The sequence below is a fragment of the Planococcus sp. APC 3906 genome, from assembly GCF_030407685.1.
Classification (GTDB): domain Bacteria; phylum Bacillota; class Bacilli; order Bacillales_A; family Planococcaceae; genus Planococcus; species Planococcus koreensis.
This window is the reverse complement of sequence record NZ_JASDCW010000004.1, coordinates 20,544-44,525: the sequence shown is the minus strand read 5'-3', so window position 1 is coordinate 44,525 and position 23,982 is coordinate 20,544. Positions and strand designations below refer to the sequence as shown.

The following is a 23,982-nucleotide window of genomic DNA, read 5'->3' as shown; positions in this document are numbered from 1 at the left end:
GCACTTGGTACTAATATGAGTATATAAATAACAAAAAAAGAATGCAAGGATAATCTGCGCCCTGCATTCTCAGTCAAGCCTGCCTCCGGCCAGTGCACCCGATTTTTCGAGCTGGCTGCGAAGGCACGCCATTTCGTCGCTGGTCCAAAATTCTTCGGAACTCACTAATGACTCCGCATCTTTGCGCGCTGTTTCCAGTGCCCGGTAATCATGCACAAGATCCGCCATTTTGAACTCCGGTATGCCGCTTTGCTTGCGCCCGAAAAAGTCTCCGGGCCCTCTCAGCTGAAGATCTTTCTCTGCCAGCACAAAGCCGTCATTGGTTTCCGTCATCGAAGACATGCGTTCTTTGCCGACTTCCGTTTTCGGATCTGCCAACAACACACAATACGATTGATCGCTGCCTCGGCCGACCCTGCCCCGCAGCTGGTGAAGCTGCGACAGGCCAAAGCGTTCCGCGTCGTAGATCAGCATGAACGTGGCATTTGGCACGTTCACGCCGACTTCAACGACTGTTGTGGAAACAAGCACTGCCACTTCGCCTTCAGAGAACGAACGCATTGTCTGTTCTTTTTCATCGCTATGCAAGCGTCCGTGCATCAAACCGACCGTGAACTTGCCATGGAAATGGCTGGATAGTTGCTGGAACAGATCGACAGCATTCTGGTAATCAAGCTTATCCGACTCCTCGATCAGCGGGCAAATGACGTATGCTTGGCGGCCTGCCGCCAGCTCTTTTTCCATCCGGCCCACGATTTTGCCGAACATGTCTTTTTTCATCCAAAAAGTTTCAATCTCTTTGCGGCCCACCGGCATTTCATCGATGACCGAAACGTCCATCTCACCGAATGCCGATATTGCGAGCGTCCGCGGAATCGGGGTCGCTGTCATGAACAAGACATCCGGATTATAGCCTTTGTCTTTCAAGACTCGGCGCTGATCCACGCCAAAGCGGTGCTGCTCATCAGTGATGACCAGTCCCAATTTCTTAAACGCAACATCCGGTTGGATCAATGCGTGGGTGCCAATCAGCATATCGATTTCCCCAGCCGCCAATTGATCCAGAATCAATTGGCGCCGTTTCCCTTTGACCGATCCCGTCAACAACGCAATCTTCACGGGGAAATCCGCGAACCATTCCGCTAAGGTATTGGCGTGCTGCTCAGCCAGAATTTCGGTCGGTGCCATCAACGCCCCTTGCTGTCCCGCTGTCACCGCTGCGTAAAGCGCAATGGCAGCGACAACCGTTTTGCCTGAACCGACGTCTCCTTGAAGCAGCCGGTTCATGCGGAACGGTTCTTTCATATCTTTCGAGATTTCATTGACAACGCGTTTTTGTGCGCCGGTCAAGCCGTATGGCAGTGATTGGATGAACTTTTTCAATTCGTTCAGGTCATAGTCGATAAACGAGCCGCCTTCTTCTTCGCGGTTCTTTTTCCGCAATGCCTGCATCTTCAATTGGAAAATCAGCAATTCTTCGTAGACAAAACGGCGTCTCGCCTGTTTCAGCGCTTCACCGTCCACCGGGAAATGAACCCATTCCAAGGCATCTTCAATAGACGCCAAGTGATAGGCTGTGCGAAAACGCTCCGGCAAACAGTCTTCAAGGTCGGATTTTGCAATATCCAGCGCTTGCCGCATCAATTTGCGGAACGTCTTCTGGTGGATGCTGCCTTTCAAACTATAGACCGGCTCAAAATCAGCACCGCCTGTGCGCGGGCCGATTGTGTGGCTTTGCACCGTGATGATTTGGCGCCCGCGGTCCCATTTGCCGGCTAGCGTGACAATCTCACCGATGTGCAGCTTGGCTTTGACGTAAGGCTGATTGAAGAAAATCGCTTTGATCAAATGGCGGCCCACCATCACTTGGACAGTTGTCCGCGACTTGTTTTTTCCTAAAAAAAGGACGGAAGGCTCACTTTCGACCCTTCCCTCCACAGTCACCCGTTCATTATGCGGTGTATCAGCCAGATCTTTCAGCTGGAAATCTTCATGGCGGTAAGGAAATGTCATAATCAGATCATGGATCGTTTCAATCTTCATTTCCTGTAAAGTTTCCGCAGCTTGTCTGCCGACGCCTTTTAAGACAGCGACAGAATCTTTACTGCCCACTGCCGACCACAGACCCGCCAAATATTTTCGCTTCCAGCCATTTGCCGGTCGGAGTAGCGGCAAGTCCGCCTTTTGCCGTTTCTCTCAATGCGCTCGGCATCGATTTACCGATTTCATACATTGCACTGATCACTTCATCGCATGGAATGCGGCTGGTTACGCCTGCAAGTGCCATATCGGCAGCTACAACCGAATTGGCTGCGCCCATGGCATTGCGTTTGACGCAAGGCACTTCGACAAGGCCTGCCACTGGATCACAAACCAGTCCGAGCATATTTTTCAAGGTAATCGCAAATGCTTCAGAAGATTGCTGCGGTGTTCCGCCCGCCATCTCCACGATCGCAGCAGCGGCCATTCCGGCTGCTGATCCGACTTCCGCTTGGCAGCCGCCCTCTGCACCTGAAATCGACGCATTATTCGCGACAACAAAGCCGAAAGCACCCGACGTGAACAAATAACGGATCATCTGTTCCCGCGTTGGGTTAAGCTGGTTTTTCACTGCAAATAAGGTCCCTGGCACAACGCCTGCTGACCCCGCTGTCGGTGTCGCACAAATCGTGCCCATCGCCGCGTTGACTTCGTTCGTCGCCACAGCTTTGCTGACAGCGTCCAATAAAAGGTTGCCTGACAGCGTATTGCCTTTTTCCATATACGCCTGCAGCAAAACAGCGTCGCCGCCTGTTAAACCGGATACGGAATGCACGCCTTTCAGCCCTTTTTCAACGGCTTCTTCCATGACCGTCAAATTGCGGTCCATCTGTTTCATGATATCTTCGCGCGGCCGGTCAGTGATGAGCATTTCCTGCTCAATCATGATTTCTGAAATCAATTTATTTTCCTGTTCAGCCCGTGCCACCAATTCTTTTACATTGCGGAATAAAGGTTCCACTGTATTTGCCTCCTTCTCAATCAGCGATTCGCGTCACTTGTGTAATGTTCGGGAGCTCAGTAAGCTCGTCCAACACTTCTTTGTCGACATTCTGATCCACTTCAATGACCATAAGCGCCATGTCCCCTTTTTCTTTCCGGGACACTTCCATATGGCCGATGTTGATATCGTATTTATACAAGCAATTCGCTACGTTTGCGATGCAGCCAGAGCGGTCATCATGGACCACCAGGATCGCCGGATGGTTGCCGGACAAGCGCAGCGGGAATCCGTTCAATTCCGTGATTTCTATTTTACCGCCACCGATGGAAATGCCCATCAGCGACATTTCCGAACGTTCATCGCCAATGACGATGCGTGCGGTATTCGGGTGTTCAACACTGGCGGTTTCCGGGATGAACTCGAATGCCATGCCCAGCTTTTCCGCTTCTTCAAAAGAAGTCTTGATGCGCTCATCAAACGTATCGTAGTCCAACAGTCCGCCGACGATTGCTACATCCGTACTATGCCCTTTATATGTCTCGGCGAACGAGCCGTATAAATGGATCTTCGCCCATTTCGGCTGCCGCCCGAATAAATCCCTTGCCACTCTTCCGATGCGCGCGGCACCCGCTGTATGCGATGAAGAGGGACCGATCATGACCGGTCCTATAATATCAAAAACAGATTTGAACTTCATTGCTCAAACCCCTTTCTATCTAGTTGCGTCTACCTTCAGTGTACATGAATTTGCCACAATCTACAAAAATAAAAAAGCGCATACATTTGTATGCGCCAAGGGTTTCTATTCAACAGAAATTATATAAGGATAAAGCGGCTGCTTGCCGTTGTGGATTTCCACTTCGACTTCGCTATTGAGGGTTTCGATGAATCCGCCCAATTTCTCAGCATCCGATTCGTTCACATCTTCACCGAAAAGAATAGTGACGATTTCAGAATCTTCATCGATGAGTTTTTTCGCCAATTCTTCCGTAACCCGCTCTAAGCTGGCATCTGAAATGACGATTTTGCCTTCTGAGATTCCCATGAAGTCATCTTTCGTAATGGTCACGCCATCAATCGAAGTATCGCGGACTGCAAATGTCACAGAGCCCGATTTCACTTGTTTCGATGCATTCGCCATTGTTTTCAGATTTTCATCAACCGTCGCGTTGGCATTGAACGCCAGCAATGCGGCCATTCCTTGCGGCACGTCTTTAGTCGGTACTACGGCTGCTTCGATTTCCAGCAATTCCGCCGCCTGCTCAGCTGCCATGATGATGTTTTTATTGTTCGGCAAAATCAATACGCGCTCTGCACCGATCGATTTAACCGCGTTGACGATGTCTTCCGTCGAAGGGTTCATCGTTTGCCCGCCTTCAATGACGTAAGAGGCTCCGATGCTTCTGAGAAGTTCGGCTACGCCTTCACCCATTGCGACAGTCACGACTGCGTAAGGATGCGTCGCCGTTTTTTTCGGTTCGCCTTTGCGGAAATCCTCGCCAACGATATCGATATGCTGTTGGCGCATGTTCTCGATTTTCATCGAAATCAAGCTGCCGAATTGCTGGCCGTATGTAAGCACTTTGCCCGGTTCTTCCGAGTGGATATGGATTTTCGCGACTTCATCATCCGAGATAACCAAAAGCGAATCGCCGTAGCCGCTCAAGTCTGTACGGAAAGCTGCTTCGTTGAATTCTTTTTTGCCTTCTTCGAATTTCACCATGAATTCCGTGCAATAGCCGAATTCAATATCCGATGTGTCCATGAAGCCTGCGATGTTCTTATGGTGTTCAGCGCTGACCAAATCATCCATCGTGTTATGGGCATGCTTCTCCGGCAATTGCTCGCCTTTCAATGAAGCAAGAAAACCTTCGTACACGTAGACAAGCCCTTGGCCGCCGCTGTCGACAACGCCGACTTCTTTTAATACAGGAAGCAGATCCGGTGTGCGTTCAAGTGAAGCTTTCGCTTCCGTGACCACGGCTTCGAAAAGCGCAATAACATCCGTTTCTGTTTTTGAAACTTCCATGCCTTTTGCTGCAGCGTCTTTAGCTACAGTCAAGATTGTGCCTTCAACCGGCTTCATCACCGCTTTATACGCTGTTTCTACGCCGTGCTGAAGAGCTTCCGCAAATTTGACAGCCGACAATTCCGGTTCATTGGCAATCGATTTGCCAAAACCTCGGAATAATTGCGATAAAATAACGCCCGAATTTCCGCGCGCTCCCATCAACAATCCTTTTGATAATGCTCCTGCCGTTTTGCCAATATGTTCTTGTGCATGCGCTTCGGTTTCTTTCGCCCCCGAAGTCATAGACAAGTTCATGTTCGTTCCAGTATCACCGTCTGGCACTGGAAATACATTCAATGCATCTACATAATCCGCATTTTGATAAAGGTGATGGGCACCCATCTGCACCATATCCGCGAACTGAATTCCATTTAAAGACTTCATAGCCGTTTCTTCCTCCTCTTACGGGTTCGTCACACGAACTCCTTGAACATAAATATTGACTGCTTTGACAGGCATGCCAAGCGTCTTGGTAATTGTGTATTTCACTTTGGACTGGACTTGGTACGCCACTTCGGAAATTTTTGTTCCGTAGCTGATGATGACATACATATCAATGCTCAAATCTTTATCTTCCTGGCGGACAATGACACCTTTAGCGAAATTCTCTTTGCGCAATATATCGGTCAGGCCATCTCTGATCTGATGCTTCGTCGCCATCCCTACGATTCCGTAGCATTCGATTGCCGCTCCGCCTGCAATTTGGGCGATTACATCATTGGAAATATCGATTTGGCCGTATTCGTTTTTCAATTCAATCGACATTGGAATTCCTCCTTGAGTCCTATTTCACTCTTTTCATTCTACATGAAACCATTATACAAGAAAAGCAGGCGTTTGGGGTGTAAAGGTTTTTTTCTTGAAAGACCTGTGAAAATATCTTGCAAAGGCTAAATACCTGTGTTAAATTATTAAAGTATGTGAAACGAAAAACGAACTGAAATTCTATTATAATTTTCAGCTTCACTTGTGAGGAGGGACTTACATGCCTAAAGTATGTGCAATTAGCGGACGTAAAGCTCGCGCTGGAAACGCCCGTTCACACGCGTTGAACTCGACAAAACGTACATGGGGAGCAAACCTTCAAAAAGTTCGTATCCTTGTAAACGGTAAACCGAAACGTGTATGGGTTTCTGCAAGAGCAATGAAATCAGGAAAAGTTGAGCGCGTTTAATCACTCGCCCAACACGAATGCCGAATCTGACATCAGTCAGATCCGGCATTTTTTCTTGTTTTTAAAAAAGCTAATCTATATTAATTTGTTAGGACGATATTCCGCAAAACAGCCCCCTAAAACATATGCCCGAACTACTTTCGGTTATATCTTTCTTACGGGCTTGCGCCGAACTAACTCGTGCTAACGCCCGAGTGGATTTCGTCACTGCATCGCTTCACTGCTCCCGCGGGAGTCGGAGCTGTTTTGCTCCATATCTCGAGAATCAAAAGGAACGTCAGGAAGTTTATCTTTCGTGTTCTTTGTTAAAAGAAATGATATCTATTTAAGGTATAGCATTGAGTGAAGCGGAAGGCGGCGACACCTGCGGGACTAGCCTGTGCTGAAGGCCCCGCAGGAGCGAAGCGACGAGGAGACTGAAGCAAGGCCCGCGGTAAGCGTCCGCCTGTAGCGAATGAAAAGAGAAGTCCAGTTTTTCAATAAAACCAAAAAGGTGCATCGGAAAAATCCGATGCACCTTTTCATATGTCTGCGCTTTCGATGACGATGCAGCTGCCTTTTGTAAAGGACACGGTGCCTTCTCCCTCGAATTCGTTGCTGACGAAACGCGTGGATCCGAAACGGATGGTTTTATCCACAACAGGATATTTGAAGTTCTCCAATGTGAAGCCTTCAATCTCCTCAGCGAAAGGATAAAACGAGATGAAGCGGTAGCCGCTTTCCCGTTGGATTTTGTGGACGCCTGGTTCCAAAAAGCGGATGCGGTTCTGTTTGTTGACGATGTAGAACTTGATGCCGGAATGCTTGAGATGGACATGGTAAACAGCGTGGAGCGCGCTCATGTAATGATCCAGCCGTCCACCGGTTACACCCGCCACAAAAACATGCTGCGGTGAAAATTCCATCGCCTTCTCCAGCGCAAGTTCCGTATCGGTTTCGTCCTTCTCTACCTCTGCCCGGCTGAAATCAGGGAACAGCGAAGCGATTTCATCCAATTCCCTCTGCGACACCGAATCGAAATCACCGACCGCAGCTTTTGGAAAAATGCCCTGTTCCAGCAATACCAATGTTCCCGCGTCCACCCCGATGAATATCGCATCTGGCCAAGCGGCGAAGTCCGGCAGTTCGTCCACCGGGCCGCTGCCGACGATTACGACATTCACGAGATGGCCTCTTCTCCAGCCCGTTTGATCGCCTGCAATGCTTCGCGGCGATCCCTTTTTCCGAAAATTGCAGAACCTGCTACAAATACATTGGCGCCGGCTTTGGCACATGGAATAATGGTTTCTTCATTGATGCCGCCATCGATTTGGATGTCGATTGACAAGCCTTTTTCACGGATGATTTTCGACAATTGTTCCACTTTTGGCACGACCGATTCGATGAATTTCTGGCCGCCGAAGCCCGGGTTGACTGTCATGAACAATACGAGGTCAATGTCTTCAAGGATTGGAAGAATTGTTTCGATCGGCGAATGCGGATTCAAAACGACCCCTGGCTTAACACCGGATGCGCGGATCAATTGGATTGTCCGGTGCAAATGCGGGCATGCTTCAACATGGACCGTGATGTAATCCGCTCCTGCTTTGGCGAAATCCTCGATGTAGCGGTCTGCATTTTCAATCATCAAGTGGACATCGAGCGGAAGTTTCGTCAATGGGCGGATAGCGTCCACCACAATCGCGCCAAAAGAGATATTCGGAACGAAATGGCCATCCATGACATCAATGTGGATCCAATCGGCTCCTGCTTTTTCAACTTCGAGAACTTCTTCTCCCAATTTCGCAAAATCTGCTGCTAGTATCGAAGGTGCAATTTTAATCATTCGAGTACCTCGGCTTTCTCGTCATAATTTCTTCCAAAAATTTCAGGTAATGCTTATAGCGGTATTCTGGGATTTCCTTGCTTTCAACTGCTGCTTTTATGGCACATTTCGGTTCATTTAAATGAAGGCATTCCCGGAATTTGCAGCCGTTTGAGCGGGCAGCGAATTCAGGGAAGAACTCGGAAAGTTCTTCTTTTTCAACCGTATCAAAATCGAATGAACTGAATCCTGGCGTGTCGGCCAGCAAGCCGTTATTGACCTCGATCAGCTCGACATGGCGCGTCGTATGCTTGCCTCGGTTCAAGGCTTTCGAAATGGCATCAGTTTTCAGCTCAAGCGCCGGCAGAATCGTATTGAGCATCGTTGACTTGCCGACACCTGATTGGCCCGCCAGTACACTGATTTTGCCTTCGAGCACGGGCATGAGGCGCTGCTGCAATTCAGGGTCGCCAATGAATGTCGGAATGACTTCATAGCCGATTTTTTCATAATCCTCAATAAAATGAGCAAGATTTTCTTTTTCGCTGTCGTTCATCAAATCCATTTTGGTGATGCAAATGACAGGCTGTATATCATGAGACTCGATCGCCGTCAAAAACCTGTCCAATAGCATCGTATGGAAATCAGGCTGTTTTGCGGAAAACACAAGAATTGCCTGGTCGACATTCGCGATGGGCGGGCGCACCAGTTCATTCTTCCGTTCATGGACATGGGTGATGGTGCCTTCCAGCTCATTATCCGCTTCATAGTCGACATAATCGCCGACCAGAGGGGAAATTTGGCGGTTGCGGAAAACGCCCCGGCCTCTGCACTGGGTATAGCGTTTGCCGTCTTCGTCCATAACATAATAGAATCCGCTCAGCGCTTTTCTGATTTGACCTTTCGGCATGCTTGTTTTCACTCCTTCTAATGTCAGCTAGTGATTTTATTCCACGTTATTGTATTCGATGGTGTCTTCTTCAATAACGGTCGAGTCGCGGACGATGCGATAGGTTGCGCTGCCGCCTTCTGCAATCTGCAATTCGATTTTGCGCGACTCGCTTTCGGTAATGGTGAACTCCTCGACAGGCTCAGCCATTGTACTGTCATTGTCCTGGATATATATCTGGATCGTCTGTTCCACTGGCTCCTCGCCCTCCGCCGCCGGTTCGGCCGGCTCGTATGGTATATCAACGGTGCGGATATATGTTTTCAGCGGCAGCGGAGCTTTGCCGGATGACATCACCACTTCAATGGTGCTGCCCGCTTCCAGTTTTTCACCAGCAGCCGGGGTCTGCGATAAGACAGTCCCTTCGGCAGCAGTATCTGACGACTCTTCCCCGATGATGCGGATATTGAAGCCGGAGGTCCGCGCGTACTGGCTCAAATCCGCCTCGGAAAATCCAGCGATGTTTTCCACTGCGCGCATGTCTTTGCCTTTGCTGACCGTCAAAACCACTTCTGTTTCAGAAGCAATGACTTCGTCGCCGGCTCTCGGTTCATGCGAGAGGACGGTGCCGGCCGGTTCATCTGAAAATTCCTCGACAAGGCTCACGTCCATGTAATTGGCCTGCCGCAGCAATTCTTCCGTTTCTTCAGCATCTTCGCCGGTAAAATCCTCGAACAACACACTTTCTTTGCCTGAGCTAATGAACAATTGAATCTCAGATTCCCGATCCCGCATTTTTCCGGATTCCGGGATCGTCCGGATAACCTGACCTTCTTCAATATCTTCAGAAGGCTGCTGCTGTTCTTCCCCAACCAGGAAGCCTGCAGCCTGCAATTCTTCAACCGCTTCGTTCCGTTCCATACCGGAAACGTCCGGTACAGCGACTTGCCGCGGTTCAAACAGTCCAGGAAACGCTATAGCCGTTATCAATCCAGCTAAAATCAGCGCGCCAATCACTGCGATGGCCCATGGCAGCTTCTTTTTCTTTTTCTTTTCTGGAACCGGAGGCTTTTTATTGCTGCCTCCAGCGATTTTTACGCTGTCGACAGGCACAACGGTTTTCGTCTCCTGAGAACGTTCAAACGTTTTCGGGTCCTTGATGGCGGGCATCGCTTTCGTCTCGTCATCGTCATGAGGGACTGTAAACTTCGGTTCATTGAGCCGTTCCGGCAATAAAACCGTCGACAAATCCTCTTCCATTTCGTTGGCTGACTGGTAGCGGTGCTGCGGGTTTTTCGCAGTCGCTTTTAAGACAACATTCTCCAGACTTTGTGGAATTGTCGGCACCATTTCACGCAGTGACGGCGTTTCTGTCTGAAGATGCTTTAATGCAATCGATACCGCAGATTCACCTGAGAACGGCAAACGCCCTGTAAGCAATTCAAACATCACAATGCCCAGTGAATAAATATCCGATTTCTTGTTCGCTGCGCCGCCGCGTGCTTGCTCCGGCGACAAATAATGGACTGTCCCCAGCACCGAATTGGTTTGCGTATAAGACGTGGCACTCAATGCCATCGCAATGCCGAAATCGGTGATTTTCACATTGCCTTCGGCATCCATCAGGATATTTTGCGGCTTGATGTCGCGGTGGACGATCTGGTTCTGGTGGGCATGCGCCAACGCTGACGTCAGTTGCTTCATGATTTTCACAGCTTGTTCAGGCTCGACGGGCGAGTGCTCGATTATGTATTCTTTGAGCGTCTTCCCCGGCACATACTCCATTACCAAATAATGCAGCGAGCCTTCTTCTCCGACATCGAAAATGTTGACGATATTCGGGTGTGCCAGGCTGGTGGTCGACAATGCCTCACGTTGGAATCGCCTGCGCAATTCTTCTTCATTGGAGAAATCATAGCGCAAAATCTTAATGGCAATATCCCGGTCCAAAATTATGTCATGGGCCAGGTAAACGTTCGACATCCCGCCTCCGCCGATCAATTCTAAAATCTTATAGCGGCCATTAATGCTTTTGCCGATTAACATGCTTACACCTCCTCATCCTTCAAGGAAAGAAGAACGAACGAGATATTGTCCTCTCCACCCATGTCATTCGCCAGATTCACCATTTCCTCCCCTTTAAGGGAGAGTGGAGCATCCGACAGAATAATGGAGGAAATTTCTTCTTTGGTTATTTTATTGCTGAGCCCATCTGAACAAATCAGCATATACGAAAGTGCTGTTGTTGAGAAATGAAGGATTTCACCATCAATTTCGGGGTCGGTCCCAAGCGCTTTGACGATCCAGTTTTTCTTCGGATGCGCTTCTGCTTCTTCTTCACTGATTTCACCGCTGTCAATCAGCACGTTGACGTAAGAATGGTCACGCGTCACTTGTTCGATTGATCCATTGATGACATAAGCACGGCTGTCGCCAATATGGCACATAACGCAATCTTGCCCTTCGATCAAGGCAGCGATGAGCGTTGTGCCCATCCCTTTGCAGCCCGGGTTGTTTTCTGCGTATTCATATACCATGGCGTTGACTTTCTGGATATTCAAGGACAGCCACGATTTCTTTTCATCGATTGATGAAAACGCGTCTCTCCCAGCTTCCATGAACATTTCTCCTAAAGTATCAACGGTCATCGAACTCGCTACGTCGCCTGCATTATGGCCGCCCATCCCATCGGCTACCACTGCAAGCAGCAGGCCGTCCGGACGCTTCAAAACCGCTACCCGATCCTCGTTGATTTTGCGTTTTTTACCCGTATCACTTTCCAAAACATATTGCACCAAAACCCGGCACCCCGTTTCATGTCTAATCGTGCTTGAACTATTTAATAGAAGCTTGTTTGCGGAAGGCGGAAAGGAAAAAACCATCGCTGCCGTAGTCTTGCGGAAAAATCTGCACGAAGCCTGTGTTTTTCAGCCCAAGCTCTTTTGGCAATGCCACTTCGATTTTTTCCATTTCCGGGTGTTCTTTCAGGAACCGCTCAGCCGTTCCGCGGTTTTCCACCGAATCGACTGTGCATGTGCTGTAGACCATGATGCCATCTGGCTTCAATAATTGCGCCGCTTGGCTAAGCAGCTCCAATTGGATTTCCTGCAGCCTGTCGAAATCTTCCTCTTTTTTCGTGTATTTGATGTCCGGCTTGCGTTTGATGACGCCAAGACCGCTGCAAGGAGCATCTACTAGGATACGGTCGAATTTTTCAGGACCGAAGCGCTCGACGCTTTTCTTGCCGTCACCGACTTCTGCCTCGATAACGGTGTGCCCGAGGCGTTTCGCCGTTTCTTCAATCAGCTTGATTTTATGCTTATGGAGGTCCATGGCGAATAAATGCCCTTTGTTTTCCATCTTTTCTGCGATATGAGTCGTCTTCCCGCCTGGAGCCGCACACATATCAAGCACTTCCATGCCAGGACCTGCCTGTAAGGCATAGGCGCTCAGCATCGAACTTTCATCTTGTATCGTGATAAAGCCTTTTTCGAACGTCGCCGTTTTCGCAGGCTGGCCATTTGTGACAATCAGGCATTCTGGGACCCATTTGCTTTGGACTGCTTCCAAGCCTTCGGATTCGAGCATCTCGATCACTTCTTCAGGAGTCGCCTGCATGCGGTTGACACGGACCGTCTGGGAAGGGATTTTATTGTTTTCCAACGCCATTTCGCGCGTCTTTTCCAAACCGAATTGTTCGGCCCAGCGTTTGATCATCCATACCGGATGGCTCGTTTCTATGGAAATTTTCTCATACGGATCGCTGATCGTGTTGAACGAACGGACGCCGTTGCGCTGAACCGAGCGCAGTACGCCGTTGACGAATTTAGCAATGCCCCCGTGGCCGCGCCGTTTGGCAATTTCCACCGCTTCATGGACAACTGCATGCGCCGGAACCCGGTCAAGGTAGACGATTTGGTACAGTGACATGCGCAGCAGGGTTTTTACCCACGGTTCCACTTTGCCTTTCAAATAAGGCTCCAGGTAATAATCGAGCGTCATCTGGTGCTGCAAAGTGCCGTAAGTGATTTCAGTCAACAAGCCTTTGTTCTTATTGGAAATAGCGTAGCTTTCGATTGTCTGATGCAGCAGCAAATTGCTGTATGCCTGTTTGTTTTCAACAGCCCAGAGAATGGAAAATGCCGCATCCCGAACGTTGCCTTGCAGTTTTTTGTTTTTCATACGAATAAATCTCCCACCTGGATCTTAGGTCCTTTTAAATAATCGGCAGCGCTCATGCGCTTTTTGCCTGCTGGCTGCAGTTCCTTGATCGCCAAGACGCCTTCTCCCGTTTGCACGAGAATAGAGTCGCCGCCCAGTTCAAGCACTTCTCCCGGTTTTCCGCTTTTCGCAGATGCGATCGGCTCAGTTTGCCAGATTTTCATGTTTTGTTCATTATAAGTCGTGAACGCGACTGGCCACGGATGCAGTCCGCGCACCTGGTTATAGATGGCTTGCGCTGATTGGGTCCAATCAATGCGTTCCTGATCGCGTGATATATTTCGTGCATATGTCACTTTTTCTTCGTCCTGCGGCTGTCTTGCGTTGGTGCCATCGATGATCGATGGCAATGTCGCTTTCAGCAAATCTTTGCCTGCCGCGCTCAATTTATCGAACATTACGCCCGTATCGTCTTTGCTGCCAATCGGCACAACGGTTTGGGAAATGATGTCTCCGGCGTCGAGCCGGTCGACCATATACATGATGGTGACGCCCGTTTCTGTTTGGCCGTCGATAATGGCCTGATGGATCGGTGCGCCTCCCCGGTATGCTGGCAGCAGCGATGCATGGACATTGATGGCGCCAAGTTTCGGCGCCTCAAGCACGGCGCTCGGCAATATTTGCCCGAACGCCGCGGTGATGATCAAATCCGGTGCAAGGTCCAGCACATGTTGCAATTCTTCGGGATTCTTCAATTTCTCCGGCTGGTAAACCGGCAATCCAAGGCGCAATGCCTCTTCTTTGACAGGTGTCGGCGTCAGCACTTTTTTACGCCCGACTGGCCGGTCCGGCTGAGTGACGACAGAAATGACGTCATACCCTTCCTCGACAAGCATGCGCAGGATTGGAGCCGAAAACGCCGGCGTGCCCATAAAGACGATTTTCGTCAAACCGTTTCCTCCTCTTCAGCAGCCGCTTCGGCGATGATCGCATCCAATTCTTCCTGTGAAATGTATTTCGTGATTTTGCTCGTGAACAAAATGCCTTCGAGGTGGTCTATTTCATGCAGGATTGCGCGTGCTTCATAGCCTTCTGCTTCAAGTTCATACCAAGAGCCGTCGCGCTCTTGCGCTTTGATCTTGATGTGGTCAAAACGCTCTACTTCACCGAAAATTCCCGGGAAGCTGAGGCAGCCTTCAATGTCCGTGTCGGCTCCTTCATAAAGCGCCAATTCAGGGTTGATCATTTCAATCGGTTCCTGGCCTTCATTAAAATCGACGATGGCGATGCGCTGTGCCACATTGACTTGCGGCGCGGCAATGCCGACGCCGTCGTTTTCAATCATTGTTTCGTGCATATCGTCGAGCAACTTCGCAAGTTTTTTATCGAATTTCGTTACCGTTTCGCATTTCTGCTCTAAAATCGGGTTCGGGTGTTTGATGATTTCTAAGATTGCCATGTCTGGTTCCCCATTTCTTTTACATCACCGAAGTCGGATTCATATCGATCGACAATGTTGCGCCTTTTTTTATCCATTCCGAGCGATAAATTTTGATCAGCTGCTGCATAACGTCGGCGAGCTTCGGTTCTTTTTTGTATTTTATCAAACATTGATAGCGATATCTATTGTTCACACGGGCGATAAGCGAGGCGGATGGCCCGATAATCAGCGTGCTTTGGGACAATTGGCTTTGCAGGAAGCGGACGCTTTGGTCCGCATAGCCCGCGACCGTCATCAAGTCCTCGTGCGTAAATTGGACATTGACGACGTAATAATACGGCGGGTAGCCGCTGGCACGCCGCATCGCCATTTCCTGTTCGAAAAATGGCTCGTACAATTGGTCTTTCGCCAGCGTAATTGCGTAATGGTCCGGTGTATATGACTGGACGAAAACCGTTCCCGGCAATTTATCGCGTCCTGCACGCCCGCTCACTTGCGTCAACAGCTGGTAGGTTTTTTCAGCCGCCCGGAAATCAGGCAAATGCAGCGTCGTGTCCGCAGACAGCACTCCCACCAACGTGATGTTCGGAAAATCGAGGCCTTTGGCAATCATTTGGGTGCCGAGCAAGATATCCGCTTTGCCTTCCCCGAATGCCGCCAGGATTTTTTCGTGTGCGCCTTTATTGCGCGTCGTGTCGACGTCCATCCGCAGCACGCGGGCTTCCGGCACCAATTTGGCGAGTTCTTCTTCGACTTTTTGCGTTCCGGTTCCGAAGAAGCGGATGTGTTCGCTTTCACATTCCGGGCATGTATGCGGCACCGGTTCGTCGTAGCCGCAATAATGGCATTTCATCAATTCGCTTGAACGGTGGTAGGTCAGCGAAATGTCGCAGTTCGGGCATTGCATGACCGTTCCGCAGTCGCGGCACAGCACGAACGAGGAATAGCCCCGTTTGTTGAGGAATAAAACCGTCTGTTCTTTGCGCTCCAGGCGTTCGCGGATCGCTTCTGCAAGCGGCACCGAAAACATGGACCGGTTGCCGTTGCGCAGTTCTTCGCGCATATCGACAATGTGGACGGTCGGCAGCGGCTGGTTTTTCGCCCGTTTTTCAAGCACCAGCAATTCGTAGACGCCTTTTTGCGCACGCGCATAAGATTCAAGCGACGGCGTCGCACTGCCCAAAATCACCGGACAATTATGGTATTCGCTGCGCCAAATAGCCATATCCCTTGCATGATAGCGAGGGGAGTCATCTTGCTTATAACTCGATTCGTGTTCTTCATCCAGAATGATGAGGCCCAAATTGCGGAAAGGGGCGAAAATCGCTGAACGCGCACCAACGACCACTTTCACTTCAGCGCGCTGGATTTTCCGCCATTCGTCGTATTTTTCACCAGCTGACAAGCCGCTGTGCAGCACTGCCACCAAATCGCCGAAACGTTCCTTGAAACGCAGCGTCATTTGGGGCGTCAACGAAATTTCCGGCACGAGCATGATCGCCTCTTTGCCGGCTTTCAGCGTTTCTTCAATTGTCTGCAGGTAGATTTCCGTCTTGCCGCTGCCGGTGATGCCGTGCAGCAGGAAGGTTTTCGGTGTATTCAATGCCGCATCGATTGCGTCGTATGCGGCTTGCTGCGCTTCGGTCAATTGCAGGTTCGGCTTTTTCTCGATGTCGCTCAATAATTTCGGATCGCGGTACAGCTCTTCGTTGTGGATTTCCGCAGCGCCTTTTTCCGCCAAACTGTAAATGGTCGGCAAAGTCGTGCCCGCTTCTTTTTGCAGGACCGAGGATTCGAATGCCTTGCCGAGGTGGTTTTTGAAAAAAGACATCAATTTGACCTGCTGTTTGGCATTGAAGCGGATTTCGATCGATTCCAGTTTTTCCAACGAATCCGTAATATGGATCATCCGCGCTTTTTTGACAGCCGTCTGCTGCGAGATGTCGGTATCAGCTACAACCGTGCCGCGCTCCAGTTCTTTCTTCAATAAACTATAGACCTCCACAGCGTCCTGCGAACGGACGAATGGCCGTTTATCAAAATAAGGCTGCAGCGGTTCCGGGAGCTCCTCTAGCGGTGCGTTCAAGACAAAACGTTTTTCGTATTTAGCGCGCAATGCTGAAGGGATCATCACTTGCAAAGCATCTATTTCAAAACACACAGTCTGTTTTTTCATCCATTTCGCCATGGCCAATAATTCTTCATTCAAAACTGGTACGACATCCATCAATTCATGAATCGGTTTCAGGCGGGACACATCGAAATCGGATGTATCTTTTAAGGCAGTGATAAAGCCGAGCACTTTGCGCGGACCAAACGGCACTTTCACGCGCATGCCCGGTTCAACCAGCACTTGCAGCTCCTCCGGAACGGCGTAATCGAACGGCCGGTCGATAGGATGCGCTGCGACATCGACAATCACTTCAGCTATCATGCAAATCTTCCCTTTCCACGATCAGTCCAAGCAGCTGCTGCGCCAATTGTTCTTTCGGCAGCATATCGAAAATACGTTCGAAGCCGTTGCGGCCGTAAACCGTCACGCGATTGCTATCCGACTCAAAGCCGGAACCCGCTTCGCTGACATCGTTCGCGATGATGTAATCCGCATTTTTCCGTGCCAGCTTGTCTTTCGCGTAATGGGCCACATCGTTCGTTTCGGCTGCAAAACCGATCAATATCTGGTGTGTTTTTTCCTGTCCGAGCGTCTGGAGGATGTCTACAGTGCGTTCGAGTTCAATCGTCGAACCGCCAGCCTGTTTTTTCATCTTCTGTGAATGCGCATGAATGGGCCGGTAATCCGCCACCGCCGCAGTCTTGATGACGATGTCAGCATCCGGGTATTCCGTTTTCACCGCGTTCAGCATGTCTTCCGCACTTTCCACCGAAATCCGCTTGACCCCTTTTGGCACCTGCAGCGAAACCGGCCCGCTGATCAAAATCGTCTCCGCACCCATTTCAGCCGCCGCGCGGGCCATTGCATAGCCCATTTTGCCGCTTGAGAAATTCGTCAGAAAGCGCACAGGATCGATGCGTTCACGCGTTGGCCCCGCTGTCACCAAAACTTTTTTGCCTACCAATGCTTTGGGACGGGTGAAATGAGCGGAAACCAGTTCCACAATTTTCTCCGGTTCTTCAAGCCGCCCTTTGCCGACATAGCCGCAAGCCAAAAAACCCTCTGAGGGCTCGATGAATTGGACACCGTCCTCGTGCAGCTGCTGGATATTCCGCTTGACTGCGGGATGGTCGTACATATGGACATTCATCGCAGGCGCCACCCAAATCGGGGCTGTCGCTGCAAGCAAGGTTGTGGTGACCATATCGTCGCCGATGCCGTTAGCCAGTTTGCCGATGACATTTGCCGTTGCAGGCGCCACAATGATCAAATCAGCCCAATCAGCTAAATCGATATGCGCAATCACCGAGGAATCCTTTTCATCGAATGTATCAAAATAGACATCATTGCGGGACATCACCTGGAACGATAACGGCTGGACGAATTGCCGCGCCGATTCCGTCATGATCACTTTGACTATGGCTCCTGCCTGCGACAGTTTGCTGACCAAAGCCACCGCTTTGTAGACAGCAATGCCTCCGCTTACACATAATAGGATTTTACGATTCACCAACAACACAAACACCCTTTCTAAACAACAAACTCCCAAAGAACAAATTTGCTCTGGGAGTCGTCGGTTGCGATTAATGGTTAAATTTCATCTTCGTAGATTGCGAATTCGTCTTGCTGTTCAATCTTCAATACGCCGGCAGCCACTTCTTCAAGCGCTTTGCCTACGGATTTAGCGGACACGTATGAATCAAGCTTCTCGTCGCCATGTTCATGCAATTGGCGGGCACGTTTAGAAGCGAGCGCCACCAACGAGTATTTCGAATCGATCTTGCTTTTTAACTTATCAACGGATGGGTATAACATCAGGCATTCTCCTTTAGCATATCAAGATAGCGTTGCTCAACACGTTCACGCTTGCAATGTTCCGCGATGATGATCGCATTGATGCGGTCGCAAGCGTTTTCGACTTCGTCGTTCACGACAACGTAGTCATATAAATTCATCATTTCCAGTTCCTGGCGTGCTGCACTTAAACGCGAAGCGATCACTTCATCCGTTTCTGTGCCGCGTCCGACCAGCCGCTCTTCAAGCTCGGACAAACTCGGCGGCGCCAGGAAAATGAACAAGCCATCCGGCACTTTCGAACGGACTTGGGCCGCACCTTGCACTTCGATTTCCAGGAATACATCCCGGCCGGCATCCCGCATCATATTGACATAATCAAGCGGGGTGCCGTAATAATTCCCGACGAACTCTGCGTATTCGAGCAATTTGCCTTGCTCGATCAGTTCTTCGAATTCGCTGCGGGTCTTGAAGAAGTAATCGACTTCATCCACTTCCCCTTCCCGCGGCGAGCGGGTCGTCATTGAAATGGAGTATTCATAATTCGTATCCGGCTGTGAGAACAGCTCTTTTCTGACGGTGCCTTTGCCGACACCCGAAGGCCCTGATAATACAATCAGCAGTCCGCGATGTTTTCTCATTTTATCCCTCATTCGTTTCGTCGTCATTTTCTTCAGCACGCGCAATCAATGTCTCAGCTGACATTGCGGATATGACAACGTGGTCGCTGTCCATCACCAAAATCGATCTGGTCTTCTTGCCGCCTGTCGCGTCAACGAGCAAGCCTTTGCTGCGCGCTTCCTGAACCAGCCGTTTGGACGGTGCAGAATCTGGTGTAACGATCGAAACGATCCGATTCACCGACACGGCATTGCCACTGCCGAGAGAAACAAACTTCACCGCTTTTTTCACAGACATCACCGCCACCCATAACTGGTCATTGTTCTTCGTTTTCTATCTAACTGTCTTATTATATCATAATACACCGTGAAAATGATAAGATGGAACAAAACGATTTGAAAGAGGGATTTTTAATGGCATTTGATGGATTATTTACAACAGCGATGACGCGCGAGCTCCAAGGCCTCGTGTCAGGCAGAATTTCAAAAGTTCATCAGCCCAATCAGCTTGAACTGCTTTTGCACATACGCGCGCAAGGGAAAAACCATAAATTATTGATTTCGATCCACCCGTCATACGCTCGCATGCACCTCACCAATATGGCGAACACCAATCCGTCCGAACCGCCGATGTTCTGCATGCTGCTGCGCAAGCACATCGAAGGAGGCGTCATCTCGAGCGTCAGCCAGCACGAGATGGACCGCCTCATCATTTTGAAAATAAAGAGCAAAAACGAAATCGGCGATGACATCGAACGCGAATTGCATGTTGAATTGATGGGCCGCCATTCGAACGTCATCTTAGTAGACGCCGAACGGATGATGATTCTCGACAGCCTCAAGCATTTGCCGCCGAGCGTCAACTCGTTCCGCACAGTGCTGCCGGGACAGCCTTATGTCTTCCCGCCGTCCCAGGATAAAAAAGATCCATTCAGCTCTGCCGCCGAACTCGCCGAGCTCAGCGAATCCGAAATCGTCAGCACTTATGCCGGCTTCTCGCCGCTCAATGCCCGCGAGCTCGTCTACCGCCTCAGCCACACCGAAAGCAAAACCGAAGGGGCCGAGCAGTTCCTCCATGAATTCCGGAAAGAGCAGCCGAGCGGCTATTACGTCGAACAAGAAGGCAAAAGCTTTTTCTCTGCCGCACCTTTGACGCATCTCGCAGCAGGCAGCACGCTCGAATTCCCGACACTGGGCGAATTATTGGACCGCATGTATTACGCCAAAGCGGAACGCGATCGCGTCAAACAGCAAGCCGGCGACCTTGAACGCTGGCTGCAAAATGAAATCACCAAACTTAAAGGGAAATTGAAAAAGCTGAAGAAAGAGCAGGACCAAGCTGAAAAACGCGATCTGCTGCAATTGAACGGCGAGTTGATCATGGCAAACCTGCACCGCATGACCAAGGGCTTGAAAGAAATCGATGCCGAAAACTATTACAACGGCGAGACTGTGGTAATAGCATTGGATCCGCGGAAAACGCCGATCGAGAATTCCCAGAAATACTACTCCCGCTACCAAAAAGCGAAAACAGCCCTTGTGAAAACACAAGAACAGATTGAGAAGACCGAAGACGACATCAATTATTTCGAAACGCTCATGCAGCAAGTCCAGCAAGCCGGCATTTCCGACATCGAAGAAATCCGGGAAGAACTGGCGGAGCAAGGCTTCATGAAAGCGCAGAAATCGAAGAAAAAGAAAAAACCCGTCAAGCCGTCTGTCGAAGCATACGTGTCGAGCACAGGCGTACCTTTCTCAGTAGGCAAAAACAACAAGCAAAACGATTATGTGACATTCAAAGTGGCATCGAAATCCGATACGTGGCTGCATACGAAAGACATACCTGGCTCGCATGTCGTCATCCATTCGAACGATCCGGATGAAACGACGATTCTCGAAGCCGCCACCGTCGCCGCTTATTTCAGCAAAGCACGCGAATCGAGTTCCGTGCCGGTCGATTACACAGAAGTCCGCCAAGTGAAAAAGCCGAGCGGTGCGAAACCGGGCTTTGTCATTTATTTCGAACAGAAAACGGTATTTGTCACCCCTGACGAAGACTTGGTCATCAAATTGAAAAAATAAACAGCGGGCGGGAAGGCTTTCGGGCCTTTTCGCTTTTTTCTATGCTTGCAGAAAAGGAAGTACAACCAGAAAGCTTTTGTTTACATAATAATTATATTGTAATTTATTCTAGGAGCCATTGCCCTGTCCGTCTGAAAATGCTATGTTTTTAAAGGACTTTTCTATTTCAAGCATTCGCATTGGAGGTTTTATCTTTGAACGATATTGAATGGGGGCTCCTTTTTGACCCTCAACTGGCTATAGACTCGCTGCCCTATGTCTTGGGCGGAATCGGCTACACATTATTGATTTCAATCGTCAGCATGGCAATCGGGCTGGTGCTCGGATTTTTCCTGTCACTCGCCAGGACCGCGCCTTACCGTTTGCTGGAATGGCCAGCGCGCTTGTATATCTCGTTGATGCGCGGCGTCCCGATTTTGGTTATCCTGTTCCTGCTGTATTTCGCATTGCCCGTCATCGGCATCCAGTTCACCGCTGTGCAAGCGGCATTAATAGGATTTTCCATCAATTCTGCCGCCTATATTGCGGAAGTGTTCCGTTCCTCGCTCGCGTCGGTCGATAAAGGGCAATGGGAATCATCCCGTGCCTTAGGACTGACTTATTGGCAGTCGATGCGCCGCATCATTTTGCCGCAATCGGTGCGCATTGCGATTCCACCGCTGTCGAACGTCTACCTCGACTTGATCAAAGCGTCTTCGCTTGCAGCGATGATCACCGTGCCGGAAGTCTTCCAAAAGGCCCGCATCGTCGGAGCCCGCGAATACGATTTGCTGACGCTGCTCATCCTGGTAGCGCTAATTTACTGGGCCATCTGTTCAATCATGACTGTGCTGCAGAATTACTTGGAAAAACGCTTTGAAGGATACCTCTAAGCTGCCAATAAAGAAACGAAAAAAGCCGAGCCTCCATTTCCGGAAGCTCGGCTTTTTCATTTTTAATTTCCTGCAATGTCCCTTTTCGTGAATGCGGTCCAAGCTGCTGCCATGAAAATGGCGAAATAGATGGCCAGCACAGTAAGCGAAAACGCCAGTGACATGCCTTCGATCATCGGCTCGTTGCCGTTGAAATATTGCTGGAGGTTCGTATTCGCAAACAGGATATATTTCGACCAGCTGTATTGCGACACGAACATGACAAGTGTATTACCGGCAAACATCAAGAATATCGCCAGGCCGATTGCCATGCCGCTGCTTCGGAAGATCGTCGAGATCATAAAGGCGAACGTCGCCATCATCACCAAGGTCACCATGCCGAATCCGTAGCCTAGCAAAATCTCTTTGAGAACCGAGGTCTGCTCAAAGCCTGCAGCCGTTTCCTGGACAATCATCGGCGACGCACCGTTCAGCCCGAACAGCAACGCTCCTACTAGCCAGGAAGCGGCAAGCATCGAAATCAATAACATCAAAGCAAATAACAACACCGATACATATTTGGACAATAAAATCTTGCTGCGTGAAATCGGGCGGATCAGCAACAGCTTGATGGTGCCCCATTTGAATTCATTCGATACGATGCCCGCGGCAATAATGATGGTGAACAAGCTAAGCAGCGAAGTGAGCGCTGAGTTTTCCAGCACATATTCCCATCCGTCATATGGCAAAGGTTTGATATCATTTTCCAGATAATACTCGTTTTTCTGGATGGTAAACGGATTCGAAAACTGCGCAAATTCGTCTTCTTCCATTTCTTTCGCAAGCGCTGCATTTTCTTGCTGCAGTTCCGATTGCCAATCTGCACCGTATTCTTCCGTCTGAATCCCGGAATCCATAAATTTCGCCAACAGGCCTGCGCCAATGACAATTGCTGCAATAAGCGCAATCATAATCCACGTCGATTTTTTAGCATACAATTTTATCTGTTCGTTCCACACCAGCTTCAGGAAATTATTCAATTGCATTCTCTCCAATCAAATCAAAGAATTTATCTTCCAGCGTCGATTGCAGAATCCGCACCCCGTAGACATCCATTCCCCGATTGACGAGGTTTTTCAGAATTTGCGGGATGTCCTCCCGCTTTGCCGAGACAATCAGCTCTTTTTTATTGATGGCAATGGTTTGATCCATTTCGCTTTGCAGATAGTCCTTGGCCATCTCAAGCGGATGCACTTCAATATGTATGTCTTTCAATGCGCTATGGTCTTCCACCGTTTTGACATCTTCAATGGCGATCAATTCGCCTTTTTTAATGATGCCGATCCGGTCGCACATCAATTCGATTTCCGACAATAAATGGCTCGAAACGATGACCGCAACATTTTCTTTTTCAGCCAAATTGCGTATGTATTTGCGGATTTCCCGAATGCCCGATGGGTCGAGGCCGTTTGTCGGCTCGTCTAGAATCAGTATGGATGGTTTATGAAGAAGCGCCTGCGCGATGCCGAGCCGCTGCCGCATGCCCAGCGAATAGCGGCCTGCTTTTTCATGGATGGCATTTCCCAAGCCGACCAATTCAACCACTTCCTTGATCCGTTCTTGAGAAACGCCTTCCGTCATTCGAGCATATTGCTGCAAATTTTTCCAGCCGCTCAGGAATGGGTACATTTCAGGGTTTTCCACGATAGCCCCGACATGGCGGACGGCTTCCTTGAAATCATCTTTGATGCTTTTGCCTTCGATCAGCACATCGCCTTCTGTGATGTCCATCAAGCCGACCATCATCCGGATCGTCGTCGTTTTCCCCGCTCCGTTCGGGCCCAGGAAGCCAAAAACTTCTCCCCTTTTGATTTCGAACGTCAGGCCTTTAATAATCGGTTTGCTGCCGATGGTTTTTTTTAACCCGATTAACGTCATCGCTGCTTTTTCAGCCAAATTAAAACCTCCCACACTTTTTTGTTTCCATAGAACTATACGG

At 49.6% G+C, this 23,982-nt stretch carries 23 protein-coding genes; 3 read left to right on the top strand and 20 right to left on the bottom strand.

The window, feature by feature from the left end; genetic code table 11:
- Window positions 1-69: 69 nt before the first annotated feature.
- From recG to QMA09_RS03725, 5 genes are all read right to left on the bottom strand, one after another.
- On the bottom strand, window positions 70-2,112 hold the full coding sequence (gene recG / locus QMA09_RS03745; protein WP_290212147.1) for an ATP-dependent DNA helicase RecG: 2,043 nt from the start codon (window positions 2,110-2,112) through the stop codon (window positions 70-72).
- Window positions 2,102-3,001 carry an L-serine ammonia-lyase, iron-sulfur-dependent, subunit alpha gene (sdaAA, locus tag QMA09_RS03740; protein ID WP_183736402.1) on the bottom strand — a complete coding sequence of 300 codons (900 nt, stop codon included), beginning with the start codon at window positions 2,999-3,001 and terminating at the stop codon, window positions 2,102-2,104. Before sdaAA ends, recG begins: the two co-directional genes overlap by 11 nt.
- Before the next feature lie 16 nt (window positions 3,002-3,017).
- Window positions 3,018-3,680, bottom strand: coding sequence for an L-serine ammonia-lyase, iron-sulfur-dependent subunit beta (sdaAB, locus tag QMA09_RS03735; RefSeq protein WP_135503784.1), 663 nt, complete (start codon window positions 3,678-3,680; stop codon window positions 3,018-3,020).
- A 105-nt stretch (window positions 3,681-3,785) separates the two neighbouring features.
- The gene (locus QMA09_RS03730; RefSeq protein ID WP_290212062.1) at window positions 3,786-5,438 is read right to left on the bottom strand and encodes a DAK2 domain-containing protein; all 1,653 of its coding nucleotides are present in this window, start codon (window positions 5,436-5,438) and stop codon (window positions 3,786-3,788) included.
- Between the two features lie 18 nt (window positions 5,439-5,456).
- Complete coding sequence (locus tag QMA09_RS03725; RefSeq protein ID WP_135503780.1) at window positions 5,457-5,819, bottom strand: Asp23/Gls24 family envelope stress response protein; 363 nt, start codon at window positions 5,817-5,819, stop codon at window positions 5,457-5,459.
- A gap of 220 nt (window positions 5,820-6,039) precedes the next feature.
- Here QMA09_RS03725 and rpmB point away from each other — a divergent pair, with 220 nt between their 5' ends.
- The gene (rpmB, locus tag QMA09_RS03720; protein WP_135503778.1) at window positions 6,040-6,228 is read left to right on the top strand and encodes a 50S ribosomal protein L28; all 189 of its coding nucleotides are present in this window, start codon (window positions 6,040-6,042) and stop codon (window positions 6,226-6,228) included.
- Window positions 6,229-6,749: 521 nt separating this feature from the next.
- Here rpmB and QMA09_RS03715 read toward each other — a convergent pair.
- The 13 genes from QMA09_RS03715 to QMA09_RS03655 form a co-directional block, all read right to left on the bottom strand.
- Window positions 6,750-7,391 carry a thiamine diphosphokinase gene (locus tag QMA09_RS03715; RefSeq protein ID WP_290212061.1) on the bottom strand — a complete coding sequence of 214 codons (642 nt, stop codon included), beginning with the start codon at window positions 7,389-7,391 and terminating at the stop codon, window positions 6,750-6,752.
- Window positions 7,388-8,053 (bottom strand): ribulose-phosphate 3-epimerase, encoded by a 666-nt coding sequence (gene rpe, locus QMA09_RS03710; RefSeq protein WP_135503774.1) that lies wholly within the window; start codon window positions 8,051-8,053, stop codon window positions 7,388-7,390. The genes QMA09_RS03715 and rpe overlap by 4 nt, the downstream gene beginning before the upstream one ends.
- A complete protein-coding gene (gene rsgA, locus QMA09_RS03705) occupies window positions 8,046-8,942 on the bottom strand; it encodes a ribosome small subunit-dependent GTPase A (RefSeq protein ID WP_290212060.1) in 897 nt (298 codons plus the stop codon). Before rsgA ends, rpe begins: the two co-directional genes overlap by 8 nt.
- A 36-nt stretch (window positions 8,943-8,978) precedes the next feature.
- On the bottom strand, window positions 8,979-10,967 hold the full coding sequence (pknB, locus tag QMA09_RS03700) for a Stk1 family PASTA domain-containing Ser/Thr kinase (protein WP_290212059.1): 1,989 nt from the start codon (window positions 10,965-10,967) through the stop codon (window positions 8,979-8,981).
- Window positions 10,968-10,969: 2 nt separating this feature from the next.
- Window positions 10,970-11,719, bottom strand: coding sequence for a Stp1/IreP family PP2C-type Ser/Thr phosphatase (locus tag QMA09_RS03695; protein WP_290212058.1), 750 nt, complete (start codon window positions 11,717-11,719; stop codon window positions 10,970-10,972).
- Window positions 11,720-11,756: 37 nt separating this feature from the next.
- Complete coding sequence (gene rsmB, locus QMA09_RS03690; RefSeq protein WP_290212057.1) at window positions 11,757-13,103, bottom strand: 16S rRNA (cytosine(967)-C(5))-methyltransferase RsmB; 1,347 nt, start codon at window positions 13,101-13,103, stop codon at window positions 11,757-11,759.
- Window positions 13,100-14,032 (bottom strand): methionyl-tRNA formyltransferase, encoded by a 933-nt coding sequence (fmt, locus tag QMA09_RS03685; RefSeq protein ID WP_290212056.1) that lies wholly within the window; start codon window positions 14,030-14,032, stop codon window positions 13,100-13,102. Before fmt ends, rsmB begins: the two co-directional genes overlap by 4 nt.
- Complete coding sequence (gene def, locus QMA09_RS03680) at window positions 14,029-14,541, bottom strand: peptide deformylase (RefSeq protein WP_290212055.1); 513 nt, start codon at window positions 14,539-14,541, stop codon at window positions 14,029-14,031. Before def ends, fmt begins: the two co-directional genes overlap by 4 nt.
- A gap of 19 nt (window positions 14,542-14,560) precedes the next feature.
- Window positions 14,561-16,957 carry a primosomal protein N' gene (gene priA, locus QMA09_RS03675; RefSeq protein WP_290212054.1) on the bottom strand — a complete coding sequence of 799 codons (2,397 nt, stop codon included), beginning with the start codon at window positions 16,955-16,957 and terminating at the stop codon, window positions 14,561-14,563.
- Window positions 16,947-18,152 carry a bifunctional phosphopantothenoylcysteine decarboxylase/phosphopantothenate--cysteine ligase CoaBC gene (gene coaBC / locus QMA09_RS03670; RefSeq protein ID WP_290212053.1) on the bottom strand — a complete coding sequence of 402 codons (1,206 nt, stop codon included), beginning with the start codon at window positions 18,150-18,152 and terminating at the stop codon, window positions 16,947-16,949. Before coaBC ends, priA begins: the two co-directional genes overlap by 11 nt.
- Before the next feature lie 74 nt (window positions 18,153-18,226).
- Window positions 18,227-18,451: a DNA-directed RNA polymerase subunit omega gene (gene rpoZ / locus QMA09_RS03665; RefSeq protein ID WP_135503760.1), complete on the bottom strand. Its 225-nt coding sequence runs from the start codon at window positions 18,449-18,451 to the stop codon at window positions 18,227-18,229.
- The gene (gmk, locus tag QMA09_RS03660) at window positions 18,451-19,071 is read right to left on the bottom strand and encodes a guanylate kinase (protein WP_290212052.1); all 621 of its coding nucleotides are present in this window, start codon (window positions 19,069-19,071) and stop codon (window positions 18,451-18,453) included. Before gmk ends, rpoZ begins: the two co-directional genes overlap by 1 nt.
- Before the next feature lies 1 nt (window position 19,072).
- Complete coding sequence (locus QMA09_RS03655) at window positions 19,073-19,348, bottom strand: extracellular matrix/biofilm biosynthesis regulator RemA family protein (protein ID WP_135503758.1); 276 nt, start codon at window positions 19,346-19,348, stop codon at window positions 19,073-19,075.
- 116 nt (window positions 19,349-19,464) lie between these two features.
- On the opposite strand from QMA09_RS03655, the gene QMA09_RS03650 reads away from it, so the two are divergent.
- On the top strand, window positions 19,465-21,132 hold the full coding sequence (locus tag QMA09_RS03650) for an Rqc2 family fibronectin-binding protein (RefSeq protein ID WP_290212051.1): 1,668 nt from the start codon (window positions 19,465-19,467) through the stop codon (window positions 21,130-21,132).
- A 194-nt stretch (window positions 21,133-21,326) separates the two neighbouring features.
- Entirely contained in the window at window positions 21,327-22,004 is a 678-nt protein-coding gene (locus QMA09_RS03645; RefSeq protein WP_290212050.1) for an amino acid ABC transporter permease, read from the top strand.
- Between the two features lie 62 nt (window positions 22,005-22,066).
- On the opposite strand, the gene QMA09_RS03640 is transcribed toward QMA09_RS03645, so the two are convergent.
- Together QMA09_RS03640 and QMA09_RS03635 are read right to left on the bottom strand one after the other, a co-directional pair.
- A complete protein-coding gene (locus tag QMA09_RS03640) occupies window positions 22,067-23,023 on the bottom strand; it encodes an ABC transporter permease (protein WP_290212049.1) in 957 nt (318 codons plus the stop codon).
- A complete protein-coding gene (locus tag QMA09_RS03635; RefSeq protein WP_290212146.1) occupies window positions 23,016-23,921 on the bottom strand; it encodes an ABC transporter ATP-binding protein in 906 nt (301 codons plus the stop codon). Before QMA09_RS03635 ends, QMA09_RS03640 begins: the two co-directional genes overlap by 8 nt.
- Window positions 23,922-23,982: the final 61 nt, after the last annotated feature.

Excerpts from the sequence above, each read along its gene's own strand:
- sdaAB (WP_135503784.1), bottom strand. The coding sequence starts at position 3,680 with ATGAAGTTCAAATCTGTTTTTGATATTATAGGACCGGTCATGATCGGT.
- QMA09_RS03730 (WP_290212062.1), bottom strand. The coding sequence starts at position 5,438 with ATGAAGTCTTTAAATGGAATTCAGTTCGCGGATATGGTGCAGATGGGT.
- QMA09_RS03725 (WP_135503780.1), bottom strand. The coding sequence starts at position 5,819 with ATGTCGATTGAATTGAAAAACGAATACGGCCAAATCGATATTTCCAAT.
- rpmB (WP_135503778.1), top strand. The coding sequence starts at position 6,040 with ATGCCTAAAGTATGTGCAATTAGCGGACGTAAAGCTCGCGCTGGAAAC.
- rpe (WP_135503774.1), bottom strand. The coding sequence starts at position 8,053 with ATGATTAAAATTGCACCTTCGATACTAGCAGCAGATTTTGCGAAATTG.
- rsgA (WP_290212060.1), bottom strand. The coding sequence starts at position 8,942 with ATGCCGAAAGGTCAAATCAGAAAAGCGCTGAGCGGATTCTATTATGTT.
- pknB (WP_290212059.1), bottom strand. The coding sequence starts at position 10,967 with ATGTTAATCGGCAAAAGCATTAATGGCCGCTATAAGATTTTAGAATTG.
- rsmB (WP_290212057.1), bottom strand. The coding sequence starts at position 13,103 with ATGAAAAACAAAAAACTGCAAGGCAACGTTCGGGATGCGGCATTTTCC.
- def (WP_290212055.1), bottom strand. The coding sequence starts at position 14,541 with ATGGCAATCTTAGAAATCATCAAACACCCGAACCCGATTTTAGAGCAG.
- priA (WP_290212054.1), bottom strand. The coding sequence starts at position 16,957 with ATGATAGCTGAAGTGATTGTCGATGTCGCAGCGCATCCTATCGACCGG.
- rpoZ (WP_135503760.1), bottom strand. The coding sequence starts at position 18,451 with ATGTTATACCCATCCGTTGATAAGTTAAAAAGCAAGATCGATTCGAAA.
- gmk (WP_290212052.1), bottom strand. The coding sequence starts at position 19,071 with ATGAGAAAACATCGCGGACTGCTGATTGTATTATCAGGGCCTTCGGGT.
- QMA09_RS03655 (WP_135503758.1), bottom strand. The coding sequence starts at position 19,348 with ATGTCTGTGAAAAAAGCGGTGAAGTTTGTTTCTCTCGGCAGTGGCAAT.
- QMA09_RS03650 (WP_290212051.1), top strand. The coding sequence starts at position 19,465 with ATGGCATTTGATGGATTATTTACAACAGCGATGACGCGCGAGCTCCAA.
- QMA09_RS03635 (WP_290212146.1), bottom strand. The coding sequence starts at position 23,921 with ATGACGTTAATCGGGTTAAAAAAAACCATCGGCAGCAAACCGATTATT.